Source organism: Brachybacterium aquaticum (genome assembly GCF_014204755.1).
Classification (GTDB): domain Bacteria; phylum Actinomycetota; class Actinomycetes; order Actinomycetales; family Dermabacteraceae; genus Brachybacterium; species Brachybacterium aquaticum.
This window is the reverse complement of sequence record NZ_JACHLZ010000001.1, coordinates 1,754,989-1,766,636: the sequence shown is the minus strand read 5'-3', so window position 1 is coordinate 1,766,636 and position 11,648 is coordinate 1,754,989. Positions and strand designations below refer to the sequence as shown.

Genomic DNA, 11,648 nt, shown 5'->3' with positions numbered 1-11,648 from the left:
GGGTGGTCCGGACCAGTGAGCGGTCCGGAGTGGTCAGTGGGTCAGGCCCAGTGTGTCGGCGGTGCGCTCGAGCGTGCGGTGAGCCTGCTCGGGGTCCTCCGACAGCTTCGTGCCCCAGGAGGGCACCATCTGCTGCAGGGTCGGGCGCCAGGTCTCGATGCGCTGGGGGAACATCTTCTCCAGCATCGAGAGCATGATGCTGGTGGCGGTCGACGCGCCCGGCGAGGCCCCGAGCATGCCGCCGATCGACCCGTCGGCCGCGGTGATCAGCTGGGTGCCGAACTGCAGCACGCCGTGCTTCTTCTGGTCCGGCGCGATCACCTGGACACGCTGGCCGGCGGTGACCTCCTCCCAGTCGGACTCGCGCGCGTCGGGCATGTACTCCAGCAGCGCCTCGAAGCGCTTGTGGGAGGTCGCGGCCAGCTGCGAGCCGAGGTAGACCATGAGGTCCAGGTTCGGCGGCGCGACAGCCATCATCTGGGTGACGTTCGAGGGCTTGATCGACTCGAACAGGTCGGTGTAGCGGCCGGTTTTGAGGAACTTCGGGGACCAGCCCGCGTACGGGCCGAACATGAGCGAGCGCTTCCCGCCCACGTAGCGGGTGTCCAGGTGCGGCACGCTCATCGGCGGGGCGCCGACGGCGGCCTTGCCGTACACCTTCGCGTCATGGCGGGCGATCGTCTCCGGATCGGTGCAGCGCAGCCACTGGCCGGAGATGGGGAAGCCGCCGAAGCCGCGGATCTCCTCGATCCCCGACCTCTGCAACAGCGGCAGTGCATAGCCGCCGGCGCCCACGAACACGAAGGGCGCGCGCACCACGCGGATCGCGTCGGTCGCGGTGGAGCGGACCATGACGCCCCAGTCCGAGCCCATCCGGCGCAGATCCACGACCTCGGAGCCGGTGGAGACGGTGGTGCCGGTGCGGGAGGCGTGGGCGAGCATCTGGCGGGTCAGGGCGCCGAAGTCGACGTCGGTGCCGTCCGGCGACCAGGTCGCGGCGATGGTCTCGGTGACCGGGCGGCCCTCGGAGACCAGCGGCGCCCAGTCGGCGAGCTGCGCGTGCTCGGTGGTGAACTGCATCTTGTCGAACAGCGGGTTCGCCACCAGCGCCTCGTGGCGGCGGCGCAGGTAGTCGACGTTCTCCATGCCGTGCACGAAGCTCATGTGCGGCACGGTGTGGATGAACTCGGACGGGTCACCGATCCGGTCGTTCTCCACCAGGTGGGACCAGAACTGGCGCGAGACCTGGAACTGCTCGTTGATGGAGATCGCCTTGGCGGGGCTGACGGAGCCGTCCACGTCCTGCGGGGTGTAGTTCAGCTCGCACAGGGCGCTGTGCCCGGTGCCGGCGTTGTTCCACGCGTCGGAGGACTCGGCGCCCAGGGAGTCCAGACGCTCGAGCACCACGATGTCCCAGTCGGGCTCCAGCTCCGTGAGCATCGCGGCGAGGGTCGCACTGGCGATGCCTCCGCCGATCAGCACCGCATCCGCACGGGTCACGTCCAGGTCTGCCATGTCTCTCCGTTCGAGCTCTCCCGGGGGCCGCCCCGGACGGCGAGGCGCTGCTGCGCGCGACGCCGGGCGGCCACGCCGCCCAGGGTATCCCTTGGACCTGGGCGACCGAGCGCGGCACCCGCGGGAGTGGACGGGGGAGTCCCGGGCTCAGACCCCGGGAGGGGGGTCCCGGCGCTCGGAGACGGTGTGGCCCGGGGCGCTCTGCGTGTTCACCACGGTGCGGCGCGAGCGCAGGGCGAGCAGGAGGCCGACGACGAAGAGCACGGCACCGGCGACCATGAGGATCGTGCCGAGCATGGTGGAGTCGACCCCGGGGAGGTCGAACTCGAGGGCGAAGCGCGCGATGGCTCCGAGGACGAAGAGGATGATGCCGCCGACGATGGCGCCCATGGGGGACTCCTGGGGGAAGAGAGGGGAAGGGGACGGGAACTCCGGGACGTCGCGGCGTCCCGCTCACCACCTGCCCGACACGGGCGGTGCAGTGATCCAGGTCATAGTACGGGGCGGGTCGTGGCCGTCCGCGCACCCCGACCGGCGGGTCGGGTCGCTTCGGGGCCCGGGGCCCGGGGCCCGGGGACCGGGGCACGGGGCCGGAGGCCTGCCGCCCTCCGGTCATCGTCGAGTCACGGGCTGTCACGCCCGCGGCGAACAGAGCGGGAATCCGGGCAGGATCCGCGTAGTCTCGATCCATCACCACCACCGAATGGGGGAGGACCATGTTCGAACGGTTCACCGACCGGGCCCGCCGCGTCGTCGTCCTGGCGCAGGACGAGGCCCGTCTTCTCAACCACAACTACATCGGGACCGAGCACATCCTGCTCGGGCTCATCCACGAGAACGAGGGTGTCGGCGCCAAGGCCCTCGAGGCCCTCGGCGTCACCCTCGACGCGGTGCGCGAGCAGGTCCGGGACATCATCGGCGAGGGCAACCAGACCCCGTCGGGGCACATCCCCTTCACCCCGCGCGCCAAGAAGGTGCTCGAGCTGAGCCTGCGCGAGGCGCTGCAGCTGGGCCACAACTACATCGGCACCGAGCACATCCTGCTCGGCCTGCTGCGCGAGGGCGAGGGCACCGCCGTCAAGGTGCTCTCCCGCCTCAAGGCCGAGCCGTCGGCCGTGCGCCAGGAGGTCATCGAGCGGCTCTCGGGCTACCAGGGCAAGGAGCCGGCCACCGCCGGCGGCCCCGCCGAGGGCCAGCCCGCCGGTTCGCTGGTCCTGGACCAGTTCGGCCGCAACCTCACGCAGGCCGCCCGCGAGGGCAAGCTCGACCCGGTCATCGGGCGCGAGAAGGAGGCCGAGCGGGTGATGCAGGTGCTCAGCCGCCGCACCAAGAACAACCCGGTGCTGATCGGCGAGCCCGGCGTCGGCAAGAGCGCCGTCGTCGAGGGCCTCGCGCAGTCCATCGTCGCCGGGGACGTCCCCGAGACGCTCAAGGACAAGCAGCTCTACACCCTCGACCTCGGCTCCCTGGTCGCGGGCTCCCGCTACCGCGGCGACTTCGAGGAGCGCCTGAAGAAGGTTCTCAAGGAGATCCGCACCCGCGGCGACATCATCCTGTTCATCGACGAGATCCACACCCTCGTCGGGGCGGGTGCCGCCGAGGGCGCGATCGATGCCGCGAGCATCCTCAAGCCCATGCTGGCCCGCGGCGAGCTGCAGACCATCGGGGCGACCACCCTCGAGGAGTACCGCAAGCACATCGAGAAGGACGCCGCGCTCGAGCGCCGCTTCCAGCCGATCCAGGTCGACGAGCCCTCCGTGGCCCACACCGTGGAGATCCTCAAGGGCCTGCGCGACCGCTACGAGGCGCACCACAAGGTGACCATCACCGACGGCGCCCTCGTCGCCGCGGCGAACCTCGCCGACCGGTACGTCAACGACCGCTTCCTGCCGGACAAGGCCATCGACCTGATCGACGAGGCCGGTGCCCGCCTGCGCATCCGCCGTCTCACCGCGCCGCCCGAGCTCAAGGAGTTCGACGCCCGCATCGAGGAGGCGCGCAAGAACAAGGAGGAGGCGATCGACGGGCAGGACTTCGAGCTCGCCGCGAGCCTCCGCGACGAGGAGCAGAAGCTCAAGTCCGAGCGCGACGAGAAGGAGAAGGCCTGGCGCCACGGCGAGTCCGACGCGGTGACCACCGTCTCCGAGGAGGTCATCGCCGAGGTCCTCGCGTCCTCGACCGGCATCCCGATCGTGAAGCTCACCGAGGAGGAGTCCTCACGGCTGCTCCACATGGAGGACGAGCTGCACAAGCGCGTCATCGGTCAGAACGAGGCCATCAAGGCCGTCTCCCGGGCGATCCGCCGCACCCGTGCGGGTCTGAAGGATCCCAAGCGCCCCGGCGGGTCGTTCATCTTCGCCGGCCCCACGGGCGTGGGCAAGACGGAGCTGGCGAAGGCCCTGGCCGAGTTCCTGTTCGGCGACGAGGACTCCCTCATCCAGCTGGACATGTCCGAGTTCGGCGAGAAGCACACCGCCTCGCGCCTGTTCGGCTCGCCCCCCGGCTACGTCGGCTACGACGAGGGCGGCCAGCTCACCGAGAAGGTGCGCCGCAAGCCGTTCTCCGTGGTCCTCTTCGACGAGGTGGAGAAGGCCCATGTGGACATCTTCAACTCGCTGCTGCAGATCCTCGAGGACGGTCGCCTGACCGACTCGCAGGGCCGCATGGTGGACTTCAAGAACACCATCATCATCATGACCACCAACCTCGGCACCCGGGACATCGCCAAGGGCGTGTCCATGGGCTTCACCGCGGGCGGCGACCTCTCCACCGACTACGAGCGGATGAAGTCGAAGGTCCATGAGGAGCTCAAGCAGCACTTCAAGCCCGAGTTCCTCAACCGCGTCGACGACGTGGTGGTGTTCCCGCAGCTGTCCAAGGACGAGATCATCCAGATCGTCGACCTCGAGGTCGCGAAGCTGGGTCGTCGCCTGAAGGACAAGGACATGAGCCTCGACCTCACCCCGGCGGCGAAGAACCTGCTGGCCGAGAAGGGCTACGACCCGGTCCTGGGAGCCCGTCCGCTGCGTCGCACGATCCAGCGCGACATCGAGGACACCCTCTCCGAGCGGATCCTGTTCGGTCAGGTCCAGGTGGGCGACACGATCGTGGTCGATGCCGAGGGCGAGGGCCTCCTGGGCGACCTCACCTTCGCCCGCCGCGGCGAGGACGGTGCGCTGTCGCCGATCTCCGACGTGGTGGACGTGGAGACCATGACCCAGGCCCGGGCCGAGGACGCGACCCACGCCGACGGCGCGGGCGCTCCGGACCCGGACGCCCCGGACACCGGCGCCGTGGACACGGACGCCGCGGAGGCCAGCGCCTCCTGAGCACCGCCGTCGGCCCGGCCCCCGCACCCCGGGGGCCGGGCCGACGCCGCTCCCACGGCCGGCACCCAGCCGGGCGTGGGAAGCTCCCGTCGGGGTGATCACCCCGCGACGGGATCAGCCCGCAGCCCCGACCCCGAGGGGGCGCACTCGGGACCCCTGGACGGGAAGGACGCATGGGCTCGTTCATCGATCGACTGCTCTCGCTGACCAGCGTGATCGAGGACTGGATCCTCCAGGTCGCCGACGCATGGTGGGTTCACCTCATCGTGTACGCTTTCGCGGCCCTGGACGGGTTCTTCCCCAGCGTGCCCAGCGAGTCGACGATCGTGACCCTGTCCTCGCTGTGGTCCAGCAGTGGCCAGCCCGCGATCCTCCTGGTCGGCCTCGCCGCCTGGATGGGCGCATGGACCGGCGACAACCTCGGCTACCTGATCGGCAACAAGATCGGGTGGGAGCGCTTCAGGTTCCTGCGCGAGGGCAAGGGCCGCAAGGCCGTCGAGGCCGCCGAGCACGGACTGAACAAGCGCGCCCTGGTCTTCCTCATGACCGCCCGCTACATCCCCTTCGGCCGCACCGCCGTGAACCTCGTCGCCGGCGCCGTCCACTACCCCCACCGCCACTTCTGGCCCCGCTCGCTGCTGTCCACCTTCGTGTGGGCGGTGTACTCCTGCGCCATCGGCGCCGTGGCCGGGGCCTGGTTCGAGGACAACCACCTGCTGGCCATCACCGTCGCACTCATCGCGGCCGTCGCGATGGCGATCGTCGTCGAGCGCGTGATCTCCGCCGTGCACAAGTGGCTGGACCGGCGCGCCGAGCGCCGCGAGGCCGAGGAGGCCGCCGAGCAGGCGGATGGCACCTCGGACCCGTCGGCCGATGCGAAGGAGCCGTCGGGCGATGTGAAGCCCGCTGCGCCCGCCCCCGCACAGGCGGCGACCGCCACCGCCACCGCCGCCGGTGCCCCCGCCGCCGGTGCACCTGCCCCCGAGCCCGCCACTGCGGGCACCACCACTGCGGGCACCACCACCTCCCCCCACTCCCAGGACTCTGCCGAATGACCCCCACCATCCGTCCCGCCCTCCCCGCCGACGTCCGGTCGATCAACCGCCTCGTCGAGCCCATGACCCATACCGGCATCCTGCTGGGCAAGGATCTGGTCTCCTACTACGAGTCGATCCAGGAGTTCCTCGTCGCCGTCGACGAGGACGGCGAGGTCGTCGGCTGCGGGGCGCTGCACGTGATGTGGGAGGACCTCGCCGAGGTGCGCACCCTCGCGGTCCACGACTCCCACCGCGGCACGGGTCTCGGCCACCGGATGCTCGAGTCGCTCCTGGAGCGTGCCGTGCAGCTGGGCCTGCAGCGCGTGTTCTGCCTGACCTTCGAGGTGGACTTCTTCGGCCGCCACGGCTTCGAGGTGATGGCCGAGACCGTCGACCCCGAGATCTACAACCAGCTGCTGCGCTCCCCGGACGAGGGCATCGCGGAGTTCCTCGACCTCGCAAGGGTCAAGCCCAACACCCTCGGCAACACCCGCATGCTCAAGGTGCTCGACCGGCCGGAGTGAGCAGGCCGGAGCGGACGGGCCGGGACCGAGCGCTCAGGGCAGGCGCAGCGCAGGCAGATCCTGCTCGTCCTGCGTTCTCGCAGTGTCCTGTGCACTCGTGACACTCTGGGGATCCCGCACCGCGAGCCCGTCGCTCAGCAGCGAGGTCGCGCAGCGCACCACCCGTGCCGGGTCCGCGGGGTCCAGGGCCGCGAGCTGCTCGGGCTCTGCGCTCCCGTGCTCGCGCAGCAGCGCCATGATCCGCCCGCGCAGCTGACGGTCGGTGCCCTCGAAGGGCTGGCGGCGACGGGTGTCCTCCTCGGGCGCGGGCCGCCCGGCCGCGTACCAGGTGCAGCCGACCTCGGCGAGAGGGCATTGCTCGCAGCGCGGCGCGCGGGCCGTGCACACCAGCGCGCCGAGCTCCATCACCGACTGGTTCCACGCCACCGACTCCTCCCGGTCCGCCGGGAGCATGGCGGTGGCGAGCGCGCGCTCGGCGGCGCTGTAGGAGCGGTCCGGCAGCGCGCGGCCCCGGCGTGCCCGGGCCAGGACCCGGCGGATGTTCGTGTCCACCACGACGGCGCGGCCGTGGTGGGCGAAGGCGGTGACCGCGGCGGCGGTGTACTCGCCGATGCCGGGCAGGGACCGCAGCGCCTCCTCGCCCCGCGGCACCTCCCCGCCGTGCTCGGCGACGATCGCGCGGGCGCACTCCTGCAGGCGCAGGGCGCGGCGGGGATAGCCGAGCCGGTCCCAGGCCCGCAGCACGTCGGCGGTGGCGGCGTCGGCGAGATCGGCCGGGGTGGGCCAGCGCTCCATCCACTCCTGCCAGCGAGGCAGCACCCGGACCACGGGGGTCTGCTGGAGCATCACCTCGGAGACCAGGATCGACCAGGCCGAGGCGTCGTCCTCCCGCCAGGGCAGATCGCGTCGGGCGCGGGAGAACCAGGAGATCGCCGCCTCGACGACGACGCGGGCCGGGACCTCTCGGTCCCGACCCGCGTCGTGGTGGGGCGATGCCACGGCATCGCTCATGCTGTGTGCTCCCGCGAGGCTCAGGCCTGGGGCGGGGTGGTGCCGCGCGCGGTGAGGGCGTCGCGGATCTCGGTGAGCAGCACGATGTCCTCGGACACCGAGCTCTCCTCCTCCTCGGGCAGGCCGCGGCGCTTGCGGTCCATCTTGCGGGCCTGGGAGATCGGGAGGACGAAGACGAAGTAGACCACTGCGGCGGTGATCAGGAACGAGATGATGGCGGACAGGATCGCGCCGAGGTCGATGACGGTCGCCTCGTTGGTGATCTGGAACGCGAGGCCGTTGACGTTCGTGCCGCCGAAGACGTTGATGACAGGCTGGATCAGGTTGTCGACGAACGCGCCGATCAGCGCGGTGAACGCGCTGCCGATCACGACACCGACCGCGAGATCGATGACGTTGCCCTGCATGACGAAGTCCTTAAAGCCCTTCATGGGGAGATCCTTCTCGGGTCGGGGATGAGGAGGTGCCGCAGACGCGGTTCGCACGGACTCTAACCGATCACGGCGATCGTGACAGTTGCCGCGCCGAGAGCGTGAGCGACTTCTCCTGCACGGCCCCGCTCCACGGTGACGAGCGCCTGGCTCGCCCGCGCAGGGCCCTCCGTCCCGAATCCGGAGGTCACGCCGCCGTCGGACCCGCCCGTGATCACCTCGACCACGTCGGCCGGGATCCGGGCTGTGGTCCCTGTCATCGGATCCGCGGTGAGCAGCTCGATGCGGGTCCCCGGCGCGAGGTGAGGGGTGAGGACATCGGGGACCGGCACCGCCATCAGCGCCCGCCCGTCGGGGACCGTCGGGGCGCGTGCGGCGTCGAGCATCGAGGGCAGGAGCGCATGCCCGGCCGCTATCGCGACGCCGGTCTCGGCGCCGAGAAGCTCCTCGGTGCTGCGGGCAGCGTCCTCGGGGACCAGGGCCGGGGCGACGCGCACGGTGCGGAGGTGCTCGGGGGCGAGGACGGTGCCGGCGGGGAGGTCCGCGGCGGCGACCACGGTGTCCACGCCCGTCACCGACGCGGGCACGAGCGCCGGGAGGACCAGGACGGCCGCGGCCGCGAGGGCGAGGACCACGAGGGTGTGTCGCCTCCTGCGCAGGGCACGGCGCCAGAGGGGCAGCTGGGGGCGGAGCCGGGAGAGCATGCCGCCGACGCTAGGCCGCGTCACCCCCGCTCCGAGAGCCCGAGGCGACTGCTGTGGACGGCCGCGCTCTGTGGAGGAGAGGTCGCCCGCTCAGGGACGGCGGCTCAGGAGGCCGCGGCGGCCGGCTGCGAGGAGCTCGACGCGGTGCTGCTCGACGCGGTGCTGCTCGACGCGGTGCTGCTCGACGCGGTGCTGCTCGAGGGCGAGCTGTCCGAAGAGGCGCTGTCCGAGGACGAGCTCGAGGCGCTCGAGGAGGACACGGTCGACGCACCGGAGGTGGCGGAGTCGGTCGAGTAGAAGCCCGGGCCCTTGAAGACGATGCCCACCGAGTCGAAGACCTTGCGCAGTGCCTCCTGCGAGCACTCGGGGCAGGTGGTCAGCGAGTCCTCGCTGAAGCTCTGGTACTGCTCGAAGCGATGTCCGCAGTTCTTGCAGGCGTAGACGTACGTGGGCACGCGGGTCCTCCGGGATGATCGATGTGCGGGGCCGGGCGGGCTCGGAGCAGGAGCGCTCGGGAGGAGCCGGGCCGGCCGGGGACGATTCTACGTCCGGGCGGCCGTCAGGGTCGCGCGGAGGTGACCAGCGAGACGAGCCCCTCGGCGGTGAGGACCTCAGGGATCGGCACGTCGTGCTCCTCGCGCGGCAGCGTCCCGGCCTCGAGCAGCTCGGTGGGGTGGACGACCGCGACGACGCGCGCCTCATCGGGGATCGTGGTCAGCGCCCGGTCGTAGTAGCCGGCACCGTGCCCAATCCGGGTGCCGCCCAGGTCCACGGCGAGCGCCGGAGCGAGCACCAGGGCGACGGTCGTCAGCGCCTCGGTCCCCAGCCGTGGCCCCTCCGGCTCGCGGCCGAAGCCCCTGCCGGGGGAGGGGAGGAACTCCGAGGACCCGTCCCACAGCACCCAATCGAGCTGCTCGCCGCTCGAGGCGGCGGGGAAGACCAGCTCGGCACCATGCTCGGCGAGCAGACGCGCGAGCGGCATCACGTCGGCCTCGGTCGGGGTCGGGTGGTAGGCGGAGACGCGGGGCGCGGGGGAGTCGTCCCCGGCCGCTCGCGACGCGGCGACCAGCTCGTCGACCAGTGCGAGCAGGGGAGCGGCATGGGCGGCGAGGCGCTCCGCCTCCTCGCGTCGGCGCTCGGCGCCCGCCTCCCCGCCGTAGCGCTCGGTCCGCGCGGACCGCAGCCGTCGGCGCAGGTCCTGCTTGCGTCGGGAGGCCTCGGCCGACGGGTTCTCGTGCGCGTGCTCGTCCATGACCTCAGGCTCCCACAGCAGGGCCCGCCCGGGGGAGCGGTCCCAGGACCGCTGCCGTGCGAAGGGCTGGCGCCCTGCGCCGTTACGATGGCGCGATGGTTCACGTGTGGCCCCTGGTCCTGCGCGACGAGGAGCTCACCCTGCGGCCCCTGCGCCGCCGCGACAGCACCGACTTCGAGCAGCTGCGCGCCCGCAACGCCGACTGGCTGCGGCCGTGGGACGCGACGGACCCGCTCGTCGGCGCGTCGGCCCCCGACTTCCGCACCCTGCGCCGCTGGTCCTCACAGCAGGCGCGGCTCGGTGCCGCGCTGCCGCTCGCCATCGTCGCGGACGGACGGCTGGCCGGGCAGATCACCGCCGGGCCCATCCAGTACGGCGCCGTGCGCTCCGCGGTGCTGGGCTACTGGGTCGATCGCGAGCAGGCCGGCCGTGGTCTCGTGCCGAGAGCGGCGGCCCTGCTCATCGACCATCTCTTCGCCGAGCTCGGCATGCACCGCATCGAGGTGACGGTGCGGCCCGAGAACGGCCCGAGCCTGCGCGTGGTGGACAAGCTGCACCTGCGCCCGGAGGGGATGCGCCGCTCGGCGATCCACGTGGACGGGGCCTGGCGCGATCATCTCGTCTTCGCCCTCACCGCGGAGGAGGTCCGGACCGACGACACGGGGCGCGGGGTCCTCGGCCGCCTCCGTCGAGAATTCCCCTCCCGATGATCGCCGGGGGCGTTTCCCCGTGGCGCGGCCCACGGAATTTCCCGCCGACACGCCCGCGGCGCGACCAGGGGAATCACAACGGTGTCATTAAGGTGTGCGTGTGGAGTCGATCAATCTCGGGGCAGTCCTCTTCGGCATTCTCCTGCTGCTGTGGCTGACCTATGCGCTGCCGCGCACCGCCGCCCGGCGCGAAGTCATGGGCCGTGCCCGTGCTGCCGAGAAGGCCGAGATGACCCCGCAGGCGCGGGATCTCTCCGCGGCCGTCCACGCCCGCCGCACGTCTGCCGAGGTGACCTCCCCCATGTCCCAGGACCGTCTGCTCATGCGCCCCGCCGATCCCACCCGTCGGCCTCGCTTCGACGCCTCGCCCGGCACCCGCATCGACCCGCCCGTCGAGCGGGACCGCTCCCGCCGGTTGCTGCGCGTCGTGCTCGCGGTCCTCATCGTCGCGACCGCCCTGCTGGTGGGCCTCGCCGTCGCGCAGGTCGTGGCCTGGTGGGTGCCGCTGCTCGGCGTGGCCGGCCTCGCCGTCTACCTCGTCGGCCTGCGCCGTGCGGAGCTCGAGCGCCGTGCCCGCGCCACCCAAGCGGCGAGCCGCGCCCGCCAGGAGCGCGCCGAGCGGGAGACCGCCCGCCTGCGAGCCGAGGGCCGCAGCCGCGGCGCGCTCGCCGCGAAGCGCCCGTCCGAGTCGGTCGCCCGCGCCGAGGAGACCCGCGGGGCCGACGAGACCCCGTCGGCCGCCGCTGTCGCCACTGCTGCCTCCGCCGTCACTGCCCGCACCGCCGCCGCGACGATCTCCCTGCGCGCCGACATCGCCGTCCGCTCCGTCCCGGACCTCGAGGCCGGCTCCGAGCGTGCCGCTGCCCAGGTCACCCGACCCGGCGAGTGGACCCCGCGCCCCGTGCCGCGGCCCACCTACGCGCTGCGCGGCGAGGTCGACGACCTCGGCACCCGCCACGCGATGCACCGCCGCAGCGTCATGCCGGCCACCACCCCGCTCGAGAGCGGTCGTGTCGAGGAGCTCGAGGCGATCGACGAGTCCTTCGCCCCCGCCCAGGACCTCGGCCTGGACGAGGTCCTCGCCCGCCGACGGGCCTGACGGTCCCGGCGGCACCCTCCAGGCCACGGACCCAGG

12 protein-coding genes and 1 pseudogene are annotated in these 11,648 nt (G+C 72.1%); 6 read left to right on the top strand and 7 right to left on the bottom strand.

Going from position 1 to position 11,648, the window contains the following annotated elements:
- Window positions 1–33 precede the first annotated feature (33 nt).
- Both HNR70_RS07875 and HNR70_RS07870 read right to left on the bottom strand, forming a co-directional pair.
- The gene (locus tag HNR70_RS07875; RefSeq protein ID WP_184325152.1) at window positions 34–1,515 is read right to left on the bottom strand and encodes a malate:quinone oxidoreductase; all 1,482 of its coding nucleotides are present in this window, start codon (window positions 1,513–1,515) and stop codon (window positions 34–36) included.
- 147 nt (window positions 1,516–1,662) lie between these two features.
- Window positions 1,663–1,905: a DUF6458 family protein gene (locus tag HNR70_RS07870; RefSeq protein ID WP_184325151.1), complete on the bottom strand. Its 243-nt coding sequence runs from the start codon at window positions 1,903–1,905 to the stop codon at window positions 1,663–1,665.
- Window positions 1,906–2,231: 326 nt separating this feature from the next.
- Here HNR70_RS07870 and HNR70_RS07865 point away from each other — a divergent pair, with 326 nt between their 5' ends.
- The 3 genes from HNR70_RS07865 to HNR70_RS07855 all read left to right on the top strand — a co-directional run bounded on the left by HNR70_RS07865 (window position 2,232) and on the right by HNR70_RS07855 (window position 6,405).
- On the top strand, window positions 2,232–4,844 hold the full coding sequence (locus tag HNR70_RS07865) for an ATP-dependent Clp protease ATP-binding subunit (protein ID WP_246375179.1): 2,613 nt from the start codon (window positions 2,232–2,234) through the stop codon (window positions 4,842–4,844).
- A 173-nt stretch (window positions 4,845–5,017) separates the two neighbouring features.
- Window positions 5,018–5,899: a DedA family protein gene (locus tag HNR70_RS07860; protein ID WP_246375178.1), complete on the top strand. Its 882-nt coding sequence runs from the start codon at window positions 5,018–5,020 to the stop codon at window positions 5,897–5,899.
- On the top strand, window positions 5,896–6,405 hold the full coding sequence (locus HNR70_RS07855; RefSeq protein WP_184325150.1) for an amino-acid N-acetyltransferase: 510 nt from the start codon (window positions 5,896–5,898) through the stop codon (window positions 6,403–6,405). The genes HNR70_RS07860 and HNR70_RS07855 overlap by 4 nt, the downstream gene beginning before the upstream one ends.
- Before the next feature lie 33 nt (window positions 6,406–6,438).
- Here the strand turns inward: HNR70_RS07855 and HNR70_RS07850 are convergent, their stop codons facing one another.
- The 3 genes from HNR70_RS07850 to HNR70_RS07840 are packed head-to-tail and all read right to left on the bottom strand — an operon-like array spanning window position 6,439 to window position 8,551.
- Window positions 6,439–7,416 (bottom strand): iron-sulfur binding domain-containing protein, encoded by a 978-nt coding sequence (locus tag HNR70_RS07850; protein WP_184325149.1) that lies wholly within the window; start codon window positions 7,414–7,416, stop codon window positions 6,439–6,441.
- 20 nt (window positions 7,417–7,436) lie between these two features.
- Entirely contained in the window at window positions 7,437–7,847 is a 411-nt protein-coding gene (gene mscL / locus HNR70_RS07845; RefSeq protein WP_184325148.1) for a large conductance mechanosensitive channel protein MscL, read from the bottom strand.
- 59 nt (window positions 7,848–7,906) lie between these two features.
- On the bottom strand, window positions 7,907–8,551 hold the full coding sequence (locus HNR70_RS07840) for an SAF domain-containing protein (protein WP_184325147.1): 645 nt from the start codon (window positions 8,549–8,551) through the stop codon (window positions 7,907–7,909).
- A gap of 144 nt (window positions 8,552–8,695) precedes the next feature.
- Between HNR70_RS07840 and HNR70_RS16500 the strand changes: the two genes are divergently transcribed.
- On the top strand, window positions 8,696–8,848 hold the full coding sequence (locus HNR70_RS16500; protein WP_376768841.1) for a hypothetical protein: 153 nt from the start codon (window positions 8,696–8,698) through the stop codon (window positions 8,846–8,848).
- 14 nt (window positions 8,849–8,862) lie between these two features.
- Here the strand turns inward: HNR70_RS16500 and HNR70_RS16495 are convergent.
- Together HNR70_RS16495 and HNR70_RS07830 are read right to left on the bottom strand one after the other, a co-directional pair.
- Window positions 8,863–9,006 (bottom strand): annotated as a pseudogene (locus HNR70_RS16495) (FmdB family zinc ribbon protein); the annotation flags it as partial.
- A 104-nt stretch (window positions 9,007–9,110) separates the two neighbouring features.
- Complete coding sequence (locus HNR70_RS07830) at window positions 9,111–9,803, bottom strand: 5-formyltetrahydrofolate cyclo-ligase (RefSeq protein WP_184325145.1); 693 nt, start codon at window positions 9,801–9,803, stop codon at window positions 9,111–9,113.
- Between the two features lie 95 nt (window positions 9,804–9,898).
- On the opposite strand from HNR70_RS07830, the gene HNR70_RS07825 reads away from it, so the two are divergent.
- Window positions 9,899–10,513: a GNAT family N-acetyltransferase gene (locus HNR70_RS07825; protein ID WP_184325144.1), complete on the top strand. Its 615-nt coding sequence runs from the start codon at window positions 9,899–9,901 to the stop codon at window positions 10,511–10,513.
- 100 nt (window positions 10,514–10,613) lie between these two features.
- Entirely contained in the window at window positions 10,614–11,612 is a 999-nt protein-coding gene (locus HNR70_RS07820) for a hypothetical protein (RefSeq protein ID WP_184325143.1), read from the top strand.
- The last annotated feature ends 36 nt before the right edge of the window (window positions 11,613–11,648 follow it).